This window comes from Neorhizobium tunisiense (assembly GCF_039631515.1).
GTDB lineage: Bacteria > Pseudomonadota > Alphaproteobacteria > Rhizobiales > Rhizobiaceae > Neorhizobium.
Genome location: NZ_JBDIUU010000002.1, coordinates 605,030 through 622,020, shown reverse-complemented (window position 1 = coordinate 622,020; position 16,991 = coordinate 605,030). Strand labels below are relative to the sequence as shown.

General features: G+C 62.4%; 20 protein-coding genes. 11 read left to right on the top strand and 9 right to left on the bottom strand.

Going from position 1 to position 16,991, the window contains the following annotated elements:
- Positions 1–8 precede the first annotated feature (8 nt).
- From ABCW43_RS12075 to ABCW43_RS12065, 3 genes are read right to left on the bottom strand one after another with little or no spacing between them, the layout of a single operon-like run.
- On the bottom strand, positions 9–2,966 hold the full coding sequence (locus ABCW43_RS12075; protein ID WP_345924574.1) for a sarcosine oxidase subunit alpha family protein: 2,958 nt from the start codon (positions 2,964–2,966) through the stop codon (positions 9–11).
- Entirely contained in the window at positions 2,963–3,232 is a 270-nt protein-coding gene (locus ABCW43_RS12070) for a sarcosine oxidase subunit delta (protein ID WP_345924572.1), read from the bottom strand. The genes ABCW43_RS12075 and ABCW43_RS12070 overlap by 4 nt, the downstream gene beginning before the upstream one ends.
- Before the next feature lie 12 nt (positions 3,233–3,244).
- Positions 3,245–4,495, bottom strand: coding sequence for a sarcosine oxidase subunit beta family protein (locus ABCW43_RS12065; protein WP_345924570.1), 1,251 nt, complete (start codon positions 4,493–4,495; stop codon positions 3,245–3,247).
- 238 nt (positions 4,496–4,733) lie between these two features.
- Here ABCW43_RS12065 and ABCW43_RS12060 point away from each other — a divergent pair, with 238 nt between their 5' ends.
- From ABCW43_RS12060 to sciP, 3 genes are all read left to right on the top strand, one after another.
- Entirely contained in the window at positions 4,734–5,765 is a 1,032-nt protein-coding gene (locus ABCW43_RS12060; RefSeq protein WP_345924568.1) for a DUF2793 domain-containing protein, read from the top strand.
- 200 nt (positions 5,766–5,965) lie between these two features.
- Positions 5,966–6,619: a sugar transferase gene (locus tag ABCW43_RS12055; protein WP_445738941.1), complete on the top strand. Its 654-nt coding sequence runs from the start codon at positions 5,966–5,968 to the stop codon at positions 6,617–6,619.
- A 193-nt stretch (positions 6,620–6,812) separates the two neighbouring features.
- Positions 6,813–7,088, top strand: a complete 276-nt coding sequence (sciP, locus tag ABCW43_RS12050) for a CtrA inhibitor SciP (protein ID WP_007769470.1) — start codon at positions 6,813–6,815, stop codon at positions 7,086–7,088.
- Positions 7,089–7,179: 91 nt separating this feature from the next.
- Here the strand turns inward: sciP and ABCW43_RS12045 are convergent, their stop codons facing one another.
- Positions 7,180–7,632: a paraquat-inducible protein A gene (locus ABCW43_RS12045; RefSeq protein WP_345924565.1), complete on the bottom strand. Its 453-nt coding sequence runs from the start codon at positions 7,630–7,632 to the stop codon at positions 7,180–7,182.
- A gap of 106 nt (positions 7,633–7,738) precedes the next feature.
- Between ABCW43_RS12045 and ABCW43_RS12040 the strand changes: the two genes are divergently transcribed.
- Positions 7,739–8,017: a GNAT family N-acetyltransferase gene (locus ABCW43_RS12040; protein WP_345924563.1), complete on the top strand. Its 279-nt coding sequence runs from the start codon at positions 7,739–7,741 to the stop codon at positions 8,015–8,017.
- Positions 8,018–8,131: 114 nt separating this feature from the next.
- Here the strand turns inward: ABCW43_RS12040 and ABCW43_RS12035 are convergent, their stop codons facing one another.
- Positions 8,132–8,482, bottom strand: a complete 351-nt coding sequence (locus ABCW43_RS12035; RefSeq protein ID WP_046603647.1) for a hypothetical protein — start codon at positions 8,480–8,482, stop codon at positions 8,132–8,134.
- A 423-nt stretch (positions 8,483–8,905) separates the two neighbouring features.
- On the opposite strand from ABCW43_RS12035, the gene ctrA reads away from it, so the two are divergent.
- Entirely contained in the window at positions 8,906–9,604 is a 699-nt protein-coding gene (ctrA, locus tag ABCW43_RS12030) for a response regulator transcription factor CtrA (RefSeq protein ID WP_007769464.1), read from the top strand.
- A gap of 155 nt (positions 9,605–9,759) precedes the next feature.
- Here the strand turns inward: ctrA and ABCW43_RS12025 are convergent, their stop codons facing one another.
- Entirely contained in the window at positions 9,760–10,122 is a 363-nt protein-coding gene (locus ABCW43_RS12025) for a response regulator (protein WP_345924558.1), read from the bottom strand.
- Positions 10,123–10,226: 104 nt separating this feature from the next.
- Entirely contained in the window at positions 10,227–10,874 is a 648-nt protein-coding gene (chpT, locus tag ABCW43_RS12020) for a histidine phosphotransferase ChpT (RefSeq protein ID WP_345924556.1), read from the bottom strand.
- A gap of 185 nt (positions 10,875–11,059) precedes the next feature.
- Between chpT and ABCW43_RS12015 the strand changes: the two genes are divergently transcribed.
- Both ABCW43_RS12015 and ABCW43_RS12010 read left to right on the top strand, forming a co-directional pair.
- On the top strand, positions 11,060–11,662 hold the full coding sequence (locus ABCW43_RS12015) for a DUF1134 domain-containing protein (RefSeq protein WP_445738930.1): 603 nt from the start codon (positions 11,060–11,062) through the stop codon (positions 11,660–11,662).
- Positions 11,663–11,820: 158 nt separating this feature from the next.
- Complete coding sequence (locus ABCW43_RS12010) at positions 11,821–13,026, top strand: coiled-coil domain-containing protein (protein ID WP_345924554.1); 1,206 nt, start codon at positions 11,821–11,823, stop codon at positions 13,024–13,026.
- 5 nt (positions 13,027–13,031) lie between these two features.
- On the opposite strand, the gene ABCW43_RS12005 is transcribed toward ABCW43_RS12010, so the two are convergent.
- Together ABCW43_RS12005 and ABCW43_RS12000 are read right to left on the bottom strand one after the other, a co-directional pair.
- Complete coding sequence (locus ABCW43_RS12005) at positions 13,032–13,868, bottom strand: TrmH family RNA methyltransferase (protein WP_345924551.1); 837 nt, start codon at positions 13,866–13,868, stop codon at positions 13,032–13,034.
- The gene (locus ABCW43_RS12000; protein WP_345924549.1) at positions 13,868–14,254 is read right to left on the bottom strand and encodes a hypothetical protein; all 387 of its coding nucleotides are present in this window, start codon (positions 14,252–14,254) and stop codon (positions 13,868–13,870) included. The genes ABCW43_RS12005 and ABCW43_RS12000 overlap by 1 nt, the downstream gene beginning before the upstream one ends.
- 45 nt (positions 14,255–14,299) lie before the next feature.
- Here ABCW43_RS12000 and ABCW43_RS11995 point away from each other — a divergent pair, with 45 nt between their 5' ends.
- The 4 genes from ABCW43_RS11995 (at position 14,300) to ABCW43_RS11980 (ending at position 16,892) form a co-directional block, all read left to right on the top strand.
- Complete coding sequence (locus ABCW43_RS11995) at positions 14,300–15,322, top strand: RluA family pseudouridine synthase (RefSeq protein ID WP_345924547.1); 1,023 nt, start codon at positions 14,300–14,302, stop codon at positions 15,320–15,322.
- 71 nt (positions 15,323–15,393) lie between these two features.
- Positions 15,394–16,227 carry a helix-turn-helix domain-containing protein gene (locus ABCW43_RS11990; RefSeq protein WP_345924545.1) on the top strand — a complete coding sequence of 278 codons (834 nt, stop codon included), beginning with the start codon at positions 15,394–15,396 and terminating at the stop codon, positions 16,225–16,227.
- A 93-nt stretch (positions 16,228–16,320) separates the two neighbouring features.
- Entirely contained in the window at positions 16,321–16,482 is a 162-nt protein-coding gene (locus ABCW43_RS11985; protein WP_345924543.1) for a hypothetical protein, read from the top strand.
- A 101-nt stretch (positions 16,483–16,583) separates the two neighbouring features.
- On the top strand, positions 16,584–16,892 hold the full coding sequence (locus tag ABCW43_RS11980; protein ID WP_445738929.1) for a DUF1127 domain-containing protein: 309 nt from the start codon (positions 16,584–16,586) through the stop codon (positions 16,890–16,892).
- Positions 16,893–16,991 lie beyond the last annotated feature (99 nt).

Below are 16,991 nucleotides of genomic sequence, written 5' to 3'. Positions count from 1 at the left end.
AGCAGCCCTCAGAGATGCAGTTTGCGGTTTTCGGGGTCGACGAAGACCGGCGGGCAGACTTCACCAAGCACTTCCGAGCCGCGCAACCCGTCCCAGACCATGACCCGCTCGCCGATCCGCTCGCGCCCGGATTTCAGCATGCCGAGCGCGATGAAATGCCCGAGAGTTGGTGAAAAACAGGCCGACGAGACGAAACCCTGGTCGTTCGCCATCGACGGTTTCGCGCCGTCTTTGAGCAGGTGCGCGCCAACCTTGATCTCCTTGTCGGCCTCAACCGGCTTTAGTCCGACGAGTTGCAGACGGTCGGCGGCCGTCAGGCCGAATCGGGTGGACAGCCGCTTGCCGATGAAATCCGGCTTCTGCATCGCCATCATCCGGCCAAGCCCGACATCGTCCGCCGTGGTGCGGCCGTCGAGCTCGCTGTGGGTGACATGTCCCTTCTCGACGCGCAGCACGTTAAGGGCCTCGACACCATAGGCGCAGATCCCCTCCTCGCGGCCCGCATTCATGATCGCGTCGGCGACCGCCTCGCCGTAACCGGCCGGAACCCCGAGCTCGTAGGCGAGTTCGCCCGAGAAGGAGATGCGGAACAGCCGCGCCTTCAGTCCGTCGCGCAGCATCACCTCCCTGGCAGCGAGGAAGGGAAAGGCAGCATCGGAAATATCGTCCTGCACGACGCGGCTCATGATGATTCGCGCCTTCGGCCCGGCGAGCGACATCTGCGCCCACTGATCCGTCGAGGAGACGAAGCGCACGTCGAGCTCCGGCCAGAAGGTCTGTGCCGAGAATTCCAGATGCGCGAGCACTTCCGCGGCAGAAGCCGTCGTCGTGGTCATGACATAGTGGTTTTCGGAAAGCCGGCTCACTGTTCCGTCGTCGAAGACGATGCCGTCCTCGCGCAGCATCAGCCCGTAACGTGCTCTTCCGACCGGCAGCTTCAGAAAGCTATTGGAATAGATACGATCGAGGAATTCCGCCGCGCCCGGCCCGAATAGCTCCATCTTGCCGAGCGTGGAAACGTCGCAGAGCCCGGCATGGGCGCGAACGTTCAAGACCTCGCGGTCGACGCTTTCCCGCCAGGTCTTTTCGCCCTCTCGCGGGAACCAGGCGGAGCGGTACCAGAGACCGGATTCGACGAAAGTCGCGCCGTTCTTTCTCGCCCAGCCATGCAGCGGCGAGGTACGTACCGGGGCCGCATGCTCGGCCCGAGCCGTACCGGCCAGAGCGCCGAAGGAGACCGGCGTGTAGAACGGCCGGAATGTCGTGGTGCCGATCTCGGCTGGCGAAACGCCACGCATCCCGGCGACGATGCCGGCCGTGTTGACATTGCCGAGCTTGCCCTGGTCGGTCGCCATGCCGGCGGTCGTATAACGCTTGGTATGTTCGATATGGCGAAACCCCTCGCGCTGGGCGAGGCCGAGATCGCCGACATGCACGTCGTTCTGAAAATCGACGAAAGCCTTGTCCCTCGCACCCGGCACATACCAGAGCGGCGCGAAGGAGGGATCGTATTCCCCCTCGACCTCAGGCATGTCGAGCGAGCCGACCAGCCGGCCCAGCGCGCCGAGCGCCGCATGCGCCTGGGCGGCACCGTCCTTCAGGCAGTCGCCGAGCGACGCGTGGCCGGCAGCGGAACCCGCGGCGATGAAGGCACTGCCCACGTCGGGCGCCAGGAACGCCTGTTTCTCGTCCGACCAGACGGGCTTGGCGCCGCGCTGGCACATCAGGTGCACGATCGGTGACCATCCGCCGGACATGGCGAGCGCATCGCAGCCGATCACCTCCTCGAAGCCGGAGCGTTCGGCGATCAGCCCCTCGATGCGGTGCCGGCCCTTCGTGGCGATGACCGAGCCGTTGCGGATGACCCGAATGCTTTCCGACACCGGATCGGCCGATTGCGGCCTGGCATCGATGATCGCGGTCACCTCGACGCCCTGCGCTACGAGATCGGCCGCGGTGCGGTACCCGGAGCCGCCACTGGTGAAGATCGCAACCTTGCCGCCGACGGCGACGCCATAGCGATTGAGATAGGTGCGCGCCGCCCCTGCCGTCATCACCCCCGGCTTGTCGTTGCCGCCGAAGACGAGCGGCCGCTCCTCGGCACCGGTGGCAAGGATCGCCCGTTTCGCAACGATGCGCCACAACCGCTCCATCGGCAGGTCCGGCGATGGCGAGGCCACGTGTTTCTGCACCCGCTCGACGGCGCCGAACACCATATCGTCATACCAGCCGAAAACGGTGGTGCGCGGCATCAGCGTCACATTCGGCAGCGACGCCAGTTCCTCGACGATCTCAGCGGCGAAGACCGCAGCCGGCTGGCCGCCGACAGCTGCACTTTCCGACAGCAGCGAACCGCCGAACCTGAACCCTTCGTCGCAGAGGATGACCCGCACGCCCGCCCGACCCGCCGCAAGCGCCGCCATCAGGCCTGTCGGCCCTGCGCCGATCACCAGCAGGTCACAATGCGCCCAGGATTTTTCGTAACGGTCGGGATCCGCCTGCATCGTCACCTTGCCAAGACCGGCGGCGCGGCGGATCAGCGGTTCGTAGAGCTTCTCCCACAGCACGCCGGGCCACATGAAGGTCTTGTAGTAGAAACCGGCGCCGAGGAACGGTGAAAACAGATCGTTCACCGCGCCAAAATCATGTTTCAGCGACGGCCAGCGGTTCTGGCTTGCGGCGGCAAGACCGTTGTAGAGCTCGACCACCGTCGCCCGGGCGTTCGGCTCGGCCCGCGCGCCGGACCCGATCGTCATCAGCGCATTCGGCTCCGCGGAGCCTGCCGTGACCACCCCGCGCGGGCGGTGATACTTGAAGCTGCGAGCCATCAGCATCTGGTCGTTGGCCAGCAGCGCCGAGGCGAGCGTATCGCCCTCGAAGCCCTTGTAGGTCCGGCCGTCGAAGGTGAAATTGAGCGACTGGCCGCGATTGATCGCACCGCCGGACCCGAGACGATAGGAGGTCATTCGGCGGCCCCCGTCGAAGCGTCGGTCACGCCGAAAACCTCATGCGTGAGATTGTCCCGCTCGACCATCAGAAAACGGCGACAGCCGGCAACATGATGCCAATATTCCAGGGTTCGCCCTTTCGGATTGTCGCGGACATAAACGTAACGATGCCAGGCCTCGTCCTTGGCGATCGGCGCAGGGCGTTTCGGCGCGGCGGCACCGCGGATCGAAAACTCTTCCTTGGGTCTGGTGCCGCAATGCGGACAGGTGATCAGGCTTGCCATGGGGGATCTTGCTCAGTGGAGGTTCGGCTGGGGGCCGCGGCCCGCTTCGTCGATCGTGTAGCCGCGCTCGAACCGGTCGAGCCGCATGAAGCGTGAGACGTGATGCGTCTCGTTTTTGGCGATCAGGTGGGCGAAGCAGAAACCGGAGGCCGGCGTCGCCTTGAAGCCGCCGTAACACCAGCCGCAGTTGAGATAGAGATTGTCGACCGGCGTGCGGTCGATGATCGGCGATCCGTCCATCGACATGTCCATGACGCCGCCCCAGCTTCTCAGCACCTTGGCGCGCGACAGGCCGGGGATCAGCGACACCCCCTCCTCCATCGTGTGCTCGACGGTCTGCAGATTGCCGCGCTGCGCATAGGACGAATAGAAGTCGATCTCCGCGCCGAACACCAGCCCGCCCTTGTCCGACTGCGATATGTAGAAATGGCCGGCGCCATAGGTGATCACATGGTCGACCACCGGTTTCAGCCCTTCCGAGACGAAGGCCTGCAGGACATGCGTCTCGATCGGCAGTTCGAGATCGGCCATCCGGCCGACCGTCGTCGTGTTGCCGGCGGCCGCAAGCGCCAGCTTGTTGCAGCCGATAAAGCCCCTGCTGGTCTCGACGCCCACCACAAGTCCGTTCTCGCGGCGGATGCCGGTCACCTCGCAATGCTGGATCAGGTCGACGCCGCGGGCGTCCGCCCCGCGGCCGTAACCCCAGGCGACCGCATCATGCCGCACCGTGCCGGCGCGCTTCTGGTAGAGCGCGCCCATGATCGGGAAACGGGCGTGGTCGAAATTGAGATAGGGCGCTTTCCGGCGCACCTGCTCGCGGTCGAGCAGTTCGGCATCGACGCCATGGATGCGCATGCCGTTGCCCTTGCGGGCATAGGCGTCCCGCTGGCCGTCGGAATGGAAGAGGTTGAGCATGCCGCGCTGGGACACCATGGCATTGTAGTTGAAATCCCGCTCCAGCCCTTCCCACAGCTTCAGCGAAAATTCGTAGAACGGGTTGTTGCCTTCGAGCAGGTAGTTGGAGCGGATGATCGTCGTGTTGCGCCCGACATTGCCGGACCCGAGGTAACCCTTTTCGAGCACCGCGACATTGGTGATGCCGAATTCCTTGGCAAGGTAGTAGGCGGTCGCCAGCCCATGCCCGCCGCCACCGACGATGATCACGTCGTAATGTGGCTTCGGTTGCGGTTCGCGCCAGGCGGGCTTCCACATCCGGTTGCCGGACAGCGCTTCCTTGAAGATCGAGTAGGCCGAATAACGCATGCTTTTCCCTGTCTCTCGCCGCGCTCACATTCGCATATGCGAGACAAAGGACAAGCGCAATCAGGACATCGAAAAGCCTGCATGCGACGAAACGCCCAGGCGTTGCGTCAAAGGCACGCAGCGTTGAAGCGGGCATGTTTCCCAAGGGCCGGTTGAGGTTTTTCAAAGGCTTGATCGCCTCCGCCTCCCCGCCTGCGCCATCGGCCTTAGACTCGCGGTCGACCGAAAGGAGACAACCATGGCCGACACGACCGCAAATCTGAACATGCCCTTCATCCTGCCTTCCCAGGCGCAGAAACACGTGACCCACAACGAGGCGCTGCTGCGGCTCGACGCGCTGGTGCATCTGACCATCCTGGCGGAACTCGCAAATCCGCCAGGGGCACCCGAAGAAGGCGCCTGTTATCTGGTGGCGACCGCGCCGACCGGCGCCTGGGCCGGCAAAACGGGACGTGTCGCTTCCTGGCAGGACGGCTATTGGGCATTTCTGATCCCGCGCATCGGCTGGCGCGCCTGGTTCGCCGCTTCCGAAAAGCTCAAGGTGTTCTCGGGCGCGCTCTGGCAGGACATTCCCCTGCCCGCCACCGGCCGCCTCGACGAACTCGGCATCAATGCGACGCCCGACAGCACCAACCGGCTCACGCTCGCCTCACCGGCAAGCCTGTTCAACCACGCCGGCAACGGCCACCAGATCAAGGTCAACAAGGCCGCGCCTACCGACACGGCCTCGCTGCTCTTCCAGTCGAACTGGACGGGTCATGCGGAAATGGGTTTGGCCGGCAACACCGAGTTCTCCGTCAAGGTCAGCGACGGGACGACATGGAAGACCGGGCTGTCGATCTCGCCCACCGGCCGTCTCTCGCTACCGAACCAGCCGGCCGCCCGCGCTTACCGCACCGGCACGAGTTTCACCCCGACCGCTGGCCAGCAGAGCGGCTTCACCACGCTTGCCCTCGATCACGGCGGCTTTTCGCTGGGCGCGGCGGTCGGTGGCGGCGGCAACCGGGTCGTGGTGCCGGCCGACGGCGTTTATCTCGTCGCCCTCAATCTCGCGGTGCTCTCGTCCTCCGGGCACGCGACCAGCCTGATGCTCAATGCAACGCAGACACTTATTCTGATGAATGGCGCTGCCGGTGGAGCACAAATGCAGTCCGCAACGGGAATTTTTTCCTTTTCCGCGGGAGATTACGTGACGCTCGGGCATGCAGGAACGGCACAACTGGAATTGGGCGCCGGAAAAACAGAGTTATCTTTGGCGATGCTGCAATAACAGCAATCTCTAAAATTCTATTCATCCTTAACAGACGGTTAACTTGGTTGATGACTCCGGACTGGAGGTATTCTATCAAGAGTTGCCGCCGCCCTCAGGGCGTCGGGCGTTGGGTGGGGTGGCTGGTTTTGAGTGTTCCTGATCTGCATGACGACACCACCGACGGGTCGGGCGGCTGGCGGCGCATCGAGCTGCCGCCAATCCTCATCCGGCATTCGGGTTTACCGCGTAAATCCAGCGGCAGCCTTCGAACGCAGCTCGCGGCAAAACGGGCGATCGACATCGGCGTCTCGCTTTCCGCGCTGATCCTGCTCCTGCCTCTGATGCTGCTCGTCGCGCTGGCGATCCGCATCGACAGCGACGGGCCCGCGCTCTTCACCCAGATGCGCTGGGGCAAGGACGGTCGCAGGTTCCGGGTCTACAAGTTCCGTTCGATGCGCACCAATCTCGGCGATGCGAGGGGGATAGCCCAGACAGTCAAGGACGATCCGCGCATCACCCGCGTCGGCGCCCTCATCCGCAAGGCCAATGTCGACGAACTGCCGCAGTTCCTGAACGTTCTGAAAGGCGACATGTCGCTGGTCGGCCCGCGCTGCCACGTGATCGACATGCTAGCCGCCGGCATCCCCTACGAGAGCCTGGTTTCGGATTATCATCGCCGCCATTCGATGCGGCCGGGCATGACCGGCCTGGCACAGATGCGCGGTCTTCGCGGACCGACGGATCGCCCTGGCAAGGCGCGCGCCCGTATCGCATGCGACCTCCATTACATCGATAATTTCTCCATTTTGCTCGATCTGCGTATCATGCTCGGCACGCTGCTTGCGGAATTCCGTGGCGGCAAAGGCTTCTGATCGGCTGCTTTCAAGCGGTCGTCCAATCGCCGGACACCGCTTTTACTTTGCAAATGGCCCTTTTTCGTCCTGCCCGGGGACACGCGGCGCGATTGTTGCCATAGTTGGAACAAATGCTGCGGCCTGTTTAGTCAAATGTTAAAACTGGGCGGCTAGGCTCACCGACGTGGTCTTGCGTTGTGTAGAGAGTTCAATGACCGAATTGATACGTCCCCGAGTAAAATATGTCATCGGCCCCGATGGCAGCCCCTTGACGATCGCCGACCTGCCGCCGGCCAATACGCGCCGCTGGGTCATCCGGCGAAAGGCAGAGGTGGTAGCCGCGGTTCGCGGCGGCCTGTTGAGCTTGGAAGAAGCCTGCGAGCGTTATACGCTAACCGTCGAGGAATTCCTCTCCTGGCAGTCCTCCATCAACGATCATGGCCTGGCAGGTCTGCGCACCACGCGCATCCAGCAATATCGTCACTGACGCCGAATTCGCGGGCGCCAAGTCCGCACCGGAAAACAAAAGGTGCCGCTGCCAAGAACGCAACGGCACCTTTCGGTTTCTGGAAAACGGCTCAATTCTGCCCGGATCCGATCCGGGAGAGCGACGGCAGCACCCCGGCGATAATGGCCGAGGCGGCGTAGAACCAGAGGCCCGGCTGCGAGACCGCAACAGCCAGGCCGCTGCTCTTCGCGGCGAAGACGACGATTGCCACCAGCATCACGTCCATCATCGACCATTTCGAAAGATGCGGCATCGCGCGGCGGAAAAATCCTGCCGCCGCCGCCCGTCCGGAGAGCTGAACCGTCAGCCCTGCCAGCTTGACGATCGGAAAAACGATCGAAAACAGGCCGACCACCAGCGATAGCGCCAGGTCTCCCTCCCGGAAAAGCACCGCGACGAGTTCCACCAGAGACGGCGTCTCGCTGAAAAAATAGAGCCGCTCGAAACGGATGATCGGCAAAAAGAGACCGAGAGCCAGAAAAATCGCGGCCAGCGCAAGAAGAAGCGACCGCAGCAAGTTCATCGCTTTCTCCGTTGACGATGTGTCACCCTTGGGCGGCAACCCAGGCTATTTCCCTTCGGCCTTCTCCGTATTACACCATCGCCAAACGGACGAAAGCGGGACAATCATGAATATTACTCTGGAAGAGAACCGGTCGGGCGGCCGTTATGTGGCCGAGGTCGAGGGTCATTATGCCGAAATGACCTTTTCGCGCGCATCGCCGGAACTGATCATCGTCGATCATACCGGGGTTCCCGACGAGCTTCGCGGCAAAGGGGTGGGCCAGGCGCTGGCATTGCACGCGGTCGAAGAAGCCCGCAAGGGCGGCTGGAAGATCATTCCGCTCTGCCCGTTCTTCAAGGCTCAGGTGGAACGCCACCCGGACTGGCAGGACATTCTTCGTTAAGGGGCGGGCCCGAATCACAAACGCCAACGAAGACCAAAAAAACGGAAACGGGGCTCGGCACCGCGGCACCGCCCCAGACTATGACATTTCCGTCGTTGATGCCGCCCGACGGTGTTAAGCCCGGGCGCGCATTCCGCCATCGCGCTCTTCGAGCGCCGAAGCCTTGGCAAATTCGGCTTCCGCTTCCTCGAGCGCCAGTTCTGCGCTCTCCTCCTGGACCTTCAGTTCGCGAATCGAGACCTGAAGATTGTCCGCGCGCTGGCGGGCGGCCTTCGCGAATGTCGGATAAGCGAAGTGATTCCGGTCGGTGATCCCGGATTTCTTCTCTTCCAGAGTGATCTGATGCTCGAGTTCTTTAGACATTCTCTCGAATTCAGCCATCATCATCTGCAATTGCTGCAGTTGACGGCGTTTTTCGGTGACCTGAAAGCTTTTCAGGCGAACCATGCTGTCACGCGACTTCATACGCAATACTCCGTGGATAGCGAGACCCAGGCCCGTGTATCCGGATTGGTACACTCCGGATCAAAAAATTCTCGCGGCGTTAATAAATTAAGCGTCGCGTTAACCTTTCGTTTACGGGCATCATTAATGATAAACCGGATCGTTTAAGGGTCGGTAAATGCCAGGGCCTAAATTGGCCGCGACAATGTATGAGTCGAATGAATCACTTAGCGGAATTTCCTCATCCGCGGATTCAATCCTGGTGATGGCCAAACTTGAAGGGAAAACAGGTTGCTACTAATCTTGCTTAACGAAATCATGAACCTTGCCAGGTTGAATCATAATTTGTTAACCATTTAGTGGCAGCTTCCAAATCAGGCTCAGTCTGGATCCGTATCGAGTAAGGGGGCAAAGATACCTTACGCGGCGGTAAAGGGGAAAAATATGCGGGTTCTACTCATCGAAGATGACAGCGCGACTGCCCAGAGCATCGAGCTAATGCTGAAATCGGAGAGCTTCAACGTCTACACGACCGACCTCGGAGAGGAAGGCGTCGACCTCGGCAAGCTCTACGACTATGATATCATTCTCCTCGACCTCAACCTGCCCGACATGTCGGGCTACGAAGTGCTTCGCACGTTGAGGCTTTCGAAGGTCAAAACACCGATCCTCATCCTGTCCGGCATGGCCGGCATCGAAGACAAGGTCCGTGGTCTCGGCTTCGGCGCCGACGACTACATGACCAAGCCCTTCCACAAGGATGAACTGGTCGCTCGCATCCATGCGATCGTCCGCCGTTCCAAGGGTCACGCACAGTCGATCATCGTTACCGGCGAACTGATCGTCAATCTCGACGCCAAAACTGTCGAAGTCGGCGGCCAGCGCGTTCACCTGACGGGCAAGGAATACCAGATGCTGGAGCTCCTCTCGCTCCGCAAGGGTACCACGCTCACCAAAGAAATGTTCCTCAACCACCTCTACGGTGGCATGGACGAGCCGGAACTGAAGATCATCGACGTCTTCATCTGCAAGCTGCGCAAGAAGCTCGCCAACGCCGCCGGCGGCGCAAACTATATCGAAACCGTCTGGGGCCGCGGCTACGTGCTGCGCGAACCGGAGGCGGAATACGCCGAAACCGCCTGAGCTGCCTGAAAATCCCCTTTCGAAACGTCCGCCTGGTCTACCCGGCGGACGTTTTGTTTTGAGCCGCCTGCGGACCCAAAACGAAACGTGACGGAAACGGAAAAGCGGCCGCGGGGCGGGCCACCACTTGTCGAGCGGATGTTGCAGCTTGAGAATCAGGCGGCCTGCGCCAGGGCCGAGAAGACCGACGTCAGGATTTTGCGATCAAAGGGCTTCAGCAGAAAATCGTCCGCACCGGCGCGCTTGCCGGCCATCATCTTCTTCAGGTCCGCCTCGATGACGCAATAGAAGATGCGGATACTCTTGCCGTTCGGCATCGCCCGGATGGTGCCGATGAGTTCAAGCGCGCCTTCAAGCGCTGCATCGACGATCAGGAAATTGGGAAGCTCGGCATTGCAGCGCGTCGCCGCCTCGCGCGCGGTGGCTGCCTCGACCACGAGGAAGCCCAGTTCGGACAGGATTCGCTTGCCGACCGTGCGTACGATGTCCGATCCGTCGGCAATCATTAAACGCTGCATCGTATCCCCCTGACGCTGAACCCGCTCTGGTTCCGAGCATCTATCTTTAGGGGGATGGCGCTAATGAATGGTTACCCTCGGGCGCCAAACAACCACAGATCGTTTCAAGCAGCCACGGCTTCGGCGATGAAGACGATCTTGTCTTCAGAAACCACGTGGCTCAGTTCCATGCCGGACTCTTCGGCGAGCAGCACCGTGTAATAGGGCTGGATCGAATGGGCATCGATCGGCTCTTCGAGCGTACCGCTGGCGATCTCGACGAACTTGGCCGGCACGCGCATCATCCGTCCCTTGATGGTGAGGATGAATTTCGCATCGTATTCCGGATTTTCCAGCGTCACGTCGATCGAGCCGCCGCGGGGAATGCCTGCATAGGCGACCAGGAAGAGGTTGAGGAGCAGTTTGACGCGATTCTTGGCGATGATCGCCCGCGGACCGTTCCAGGTGACCTCGGTCTTCTTTTCGGCGATGGCGAAATCCCTGGCGGCCTTCTCGGCCTCGCCCGTATCGATCGAGGCGCCGACCGAGCCGGAAGCACCGAAGGCGAGCCGCGCGAACTTGAGGCGCACCGAAGCGTTGAGCGCCGAAGTGCGGATGAGATCCATCGCGTCGCTGTCGGCAGCACCTTCATCGAGGAGTTCGAGGCCGTTGTTGATCGCGCCGACCGGGGAGATCACGTCATGGCAGACACGGCTGCACAGAAGTGCCGCGAGATCTGGCCCGGCAAGGGTAAGATTCGGATTCTTCGGCATGTAGGTCTCCTGTTTGGGAATGTTCCCCCCCGTATTCGCCTTGCCATCTGAAGGTTGCGCGGGGATGGAGCAATGTTCCTGGCCATAATGACACCATATTTGGTAAACCGATTGTTAAGATCATGGCCCCAAAATGGCCGAGCCTTAAGCATGACGCAAAAGGCGTGCCCCTGGATGATACAATCATGGATCTGACAATGCGCATCCACAACCCTTCCGCCCTCGCTCGTTTCACAGCGACGGTGTTTGCCGTGATCGCAGCCGTGGCGGTCTTCGCAGGCCCGGCATCCGCCCAGCAGGGCTCCAACCAATATTCCGCCCAGGAAATCGTCGATGCCGGCCACGGCTTCTTCGGCTCCACCAGCGGTGGCCTTGCCAAGGTCGTGGAGAACGCCTTTTCGCAATATGGCCTGCCGAACGGCTATATCCTTGGCCAGGAAGGCTCGGGCGCGTTCATCGCCGGCCTGACCTATGGCGAGGGCGAGCTTTATACGAAGAACGCTGGTCGGCATCCGGTCTTCTGGCAGGGTCCCTCGCTCGGAATCGACTACGGCGGCCAAGGCACCCGCGCGATGATGCTGGTCTACGACCTGCCCTCGGTGAACAGTCTTTATGCCCGCTTCGGCGGCGTGTCGGGCTCCGCCTTCGTGGTCGCCGGCGTCGGCATGACGGTGCTGCGCAACAACAATATGATTCTCGTGCCGATTCGCACCGGCCTCGGTGCTCGCCTCGGCATCAATGTCGGTTATCTGAAGCTCACCCAGTCGCCGACCTGGAACCCTTTCTGAAATTCGCCATTGTCCACTGCGGACAACGGAGAGGAATTCATGTTTTGCGCCACAGCGGCCGGTAATCCGGCCTTCTGCCTGAAGGGCGCTTGCCGGTTGAATCTGACCATGCTTAAACAGCCTGCGCATTCCCATCCAGACCGCGAAACGGCCTCATCGTGATCCAGTTTGCTCTTCTGTTCGGCTTGGGTTTCCTGAGCGCCGCACTTGCGGTGATGCTGATTGCACCGGCAGTCCATAATCGCATCGTCCGCTACACCGAAAACCGCATCAAGGCGACGCTGCCGATCAGCCCGCAGGAGGTCCGCGCTCAGCGGGACATGGCCCGCGCCGTCTATGCGGCCGAGAATGCCCGCACCAAGCAGGAACTCGTCCAGGAAAGGGACAGGGCGGTCGCGCTACAGATCAAGAGCGACAGGCTGGCCGAAGAAGCCACGCAGTTGCTATCCGAGATCACCGACCTGCGCGCCCAGATCGACACCATGGATGTCGAGGCTGCCGACGCCCGTTCGCGCCTGCGTCAGGAAGACAGCTATATCCAGCAGTTGAAGGCGGCGCTCGAAACCGCCGAGGAAACGGTCGCCGCCAAGGATCTGGAGATCGAGAAGCTGCAGCAACGCCAGCTTCTGATGATCTCCGAGGCCGACAATTTCCGGATCGATCTTTCCACCCGCGACACCGAGGTCGAAAACCTGAAATCCCGGGTCACCGCCTTGCGCGACGAGCGCGATACGCTGCGCAACGACGTCCGGCAGCAGACCGCTCGCGCCAAGGACGCCGAGGCACGGCTCGCCCAGGAAGAGCATCGCGTCCAGCGGCTCGAGGACAAGCTTGCCAAGGAAATCGCCGACCGCGCGGACAGGGAGACGGCGCTGGAACGCCGGCTTGCCGAGATCGCCCGCCTGCGGGACAAGCTGAAAGGCGCCAGTGCCGAAGCGCGGGATTCCAGTCGCGCCCTTCGCGATTCGGCGGCTCTCCGCCCGGTGGTCAAAGCGACGCCGAAGAAGAAGATCACTCCGGAGGACATCAACCTGCGCGAAATTCCGCACGCTCCGCCTCCCAGACAGGCTCGAGTTTCCGGACAGCCGGACATCGACCCCGTGGTGGCCAGAATGGCTGATGATGCCCGCAACCGGGCAGCGGCGCTCTCCGAACGCCTGCAGAAGGGCAGCGGCAGTGACGACGCGATTCGCCAGGAGCTCGCCTCGATAGCTGCCAGCATGGTGGCGATGACGGCCGCCTCCGAAGGTTCGGGTTCACCGATCCACAAGATCCTGTCCGGCAAGTCCGCAAACAGCAACCGGGAAAGCCTCGCCGCGAAGTCGAAGAAGACGCTCGCAGCCGGTCAGGACGCGAACACCTGAGACCCCTATAACCTGCCCTGAGATAGGCGACCTTGGGCCATGGCGATCTCGTAGAGCGCGATGCCGGTCGCCGTCGCGGCATTGAGGCTGTCGAGGCCCGGCGCCTGGGCGATCCGCGCCGATCGGATGCGGCTGAGGACCTGTGCGGGCAGTCCCTCGCCTTCCGTGCCGGTGATCAGCACCATGCGGCCGGATGGCGGCACATCGCGAATTTCCACGGAACCCGTTGGCGAAAGCCCCCAAACGGCAAAACCGTTCTCCATCAGCACAGCCAGGATGTCGGACATCGTGCCGTGCCGCGCATAAGGCACCGACAGCACCGCCCCAACGGAGACGCGCAGCGACTTGCGGTAGAGCGGATCGCAACAGCCCTGGTCGAGCAGCACCGCATCGGCGCCGAAGGCCGCGGCATTGCGGAAGATGGAACCGATATTATCGTGATTGGAAATGCCGAAAGCCGCGACCACCAGCGCCTTCTCGGGCAACATGGCAATCAGCTCGGCGGCTGTCCTCTCCTGTCGGCGGCGTCCTAGTGCCAGCACACCCCGATGCAGGTGGAAACCGGCGATCTGATCCAGTACCGCGGCCGAGGCCACGTAGACCGGAATATCCGCCGGAAAACCCGCAAGGATCTCGGAAAGCCCCGCAACCCGATTTTCGAGCAGCAGGATCTTCTCGGTCAGAAAATCGCCGCCCGAACCATGCGCGCTGGCGAGCATCCTGAGCACCACGGTTCCTTCCGCGATGAACCGCCCTTCCCGCCCGGTGAGGTCCCGCTCGCGGATCGACCGGAACTCGGCGATCCGCGGATCGTCCGCGTCCTGGATACGGATCGGCGCCATTATTGCGGTATCGCAACCGTCACATCGGCGACGATGCGGCCGGCGGCAATATCGTAGATCAGGACCTTCTGGTCGCCGGTCAGCAGGCCGTAGAACAGGATCTGGCTGCCGGAGAGCGATACGCCCTGCACGACGAAGCCGGCGGGCAGCTCGGCGGTGGCCGCAAGCGGCTGGCCTGCCGGCACCGAGAACCCGCCCGTCGAGGCGATCGTCGCGGCCGTGGCAGGCCGCTGCGAGACCTTGTAGACAATGGCGCCAAGGACCGCCATAAAGCAGACGAACAAGATCCCGCCCGAAACGAGTATCAGAAGCACCATTTTCCGGCGGATTCTCTCCATTGCCGGATCAAGCGGCTCTTCCTGTTCCTCGATTTCGGGTTGGGGCATGAGGGGGACGTCCTTGTTCTGGTCGAATGTTATCGGAATGATTGAATGAACGATCCCTTTAAAGAAGCCGAGCGTCCAAGGAAAGTCCTCACCGCCTCCGACGAGGCTGAAGGACGGCTGGACGCCTGGTTGACCTCGGTGCTCGAAGGCGAGTTTTCGCGAAACCGCATCAAGGCGCTGATCGAACAGGGCGCCGTCAGCCTCAACGGCAAGCCCGTCACCGAGCCGAAGAAGAAGATCAATGCCGGCGATAAGGTCGAGATCGATCTTCCGGAGCCCGAGGATCCGGAGCCGAAGGGCGAGGATATCCCGCTCGAAGTACTCTACGAGGACGACGACCTGATCGTCATCGCCAAGCCCGCCGGCCTCGTCGTCCATCCGGGCGCCGGCAACTGGACCGGCACGCTGGTCAACGCGCTGATCTATCATTGCGGCGCCAGCCTTTCCGGCATCGGCGGCGTCAAGCGCCCCGGCATCGTTCACCGGCTCGACAAGGATACCAGCGGCGTCATGGTCGCCGCCAAGAACGACATCGCCCACCGCCACCTCGCCGACCAGTTCGCCGACCACGGCCGCTCCGGGCCGCTGGAGCGCGCCTATCAGGCGGTCGTCTGGGGTCGTCCGCGTGGGCTGAAAGGCACGATCGACGCGCCGCTCGGCCGCGCCGGCGACCGCACCAAGCGCGCCGTGCAGAAGGAAGACAGCAGCGATGCCCGCGAGGCCATCACCCATTACCAGGTGATCGAGCGGTTCCACGAGAAGCCGGACGCGACGGCACTTGCCGCGCTGATCGAATGCCGGCTGGAAACCGGGCGTACCCACCAGATCCGCGTGCACATGGCCCATATCGGCCACCCGCTGATCGGCGACCAGGATTATTCCGCCGGCTTCAAGACCAAGGCGAACCTGCTGCCGGATTTCGCCAAGGGTGTCGTCAACCGCTTTCCGCGCCAGGCGCTGCACGCCTTCCTGCTCGCCTTCGAACATCCCCGCACCGGCGAGGTGATGGAATTCGAAGCGCCGATGCCCGACGACATGGCAGAGCTGATCGAAGCGCTGAAGGCATGAAACGGGTGGCCTGAGGTAGCGTTGGAGAGTATATAACTCCACGACACCACTGAGGCATCCCAAGGTCCTCCATGAGCCAGCTCGCTGTCACAAAACTCCTCGACACGGACCTGATCAAGGTCCGCGACGTCGTGTGCAGCGGCGAATGTCGGCACCGGAGCGGCGAGGAATGCTCGCATGCGACCAGCCTCGTCTTCCCTTATCGCGGCGTCTTCATGCGCCATGTCGGCAGTGACGACACGGTGGCGGAAGCCAACCAGGTGCTGTTCTTCAACTGCGAGGAGGCTTACCGGATCAGCCACCCGGTCGAAGGCGGCGATTCCTGCCTGAGCATGGACGTGCCCGAAGCGATGCTGGAGGAACTGGTCCCGGCCGAGCACCGCAATCCCAAGGGATCACGCTTCGTCTTCGACAAGCAGCGGCTGAGGATCGACGAGCGCGCCCAGGCGCTGGTGGCGCTTCTGCGCCACAGTTTGATGCGCGGCGCCGCCGAGATATTGGAGGCCGAGACGCTGGCCATGACGCTGGTGCGCCGCTCCGTCGGGGTCAGGACCGCCCGCGCCGCGACCGCCAGTGCGGGGCGACAGAAGCTGGTAGACCGCGCCAAGCTCGCCCTCTCCTCCGATCTTGCACGCCGCTGGACCCTCGCCGAGATCGCCCGGGAGGCCGGCGTCTCGCCGGTCTATCTGACCCAGGTCTTCCAGCAGGTGGAGGGCACGCCGCTCTACCGCTACCAGCTTCGCCTGCGGCTGGCCCGGGCGCTCGACCTGCTCGGCACCTATGACGACCTGACCGAGCTCGGGCTGGAACTCGGCTTTTCCAGCCACAGCCACTTCTCTTCCGCCTTCCGTCAGGCCTATGGCCGCACGCCGGCGGAGTTCCAGCGCTTTGCGGGCTTGAGATAGCAGAGCGCAAAAGTCGCTAAAGATTTTGACAGCGGAAGCCCCCGCCAAAATGCTTTTCTTCTTCCCGTAACGTCATCATCGGGAGATGCCACCATGAAAGAGAACACCTGCGCCGCCTGCGACTGCGAACTCGATTCGACCCGGATCGCGGTGAAGGTCGGCGGCAAGACGGTCGAAGTCTGCTGCGAGGAATGCGCCGAAGCATTGCGGGAAGCGGAAGTCGCGACCCGCACGGCCCAGGCAGCCAGCAAATAAGGGCAGCCGGCAAGTAAACAACCGACAAGGAGGCGGGCGGCAGCCGCCCGCCTCCTGAACGCCGGCCGCGGACAGGCCGGCATCCCATCAGGAGAAAGATCATGAAGAACGAGAACCGGGCGGTCTTTGACCGCGCATCGGAACGCTACCACCTTGTCTTGGAACTGCCGCCCATCGCGGAACATCAGGCCTCCACAACCGACGTTGAAACAGCCGTCGAACCCTCGCCCTTGCACCGCCTGGTCGCCGCCATAGCCAGAAAACTCCGCCAGCACCGGAACCGGCTGGCACTGCTCGAGTTGAACGACGACCAGTTGAAGGATATCGGCGTTTCACGTAGCCAGGCCTATGGCGATGTCAGCCGCTACCGCCGCAGCAACGCGCATGGCGTGGAACGCAAATGCCTCTGAGTCAGCAGAGATAGGCGGCTAAGACACACGCACAGACCCGCGCCGATCATGATCGCCCCGCTTTCCAGTGAGTCAAACCAACGTGCTGTATATTACCAA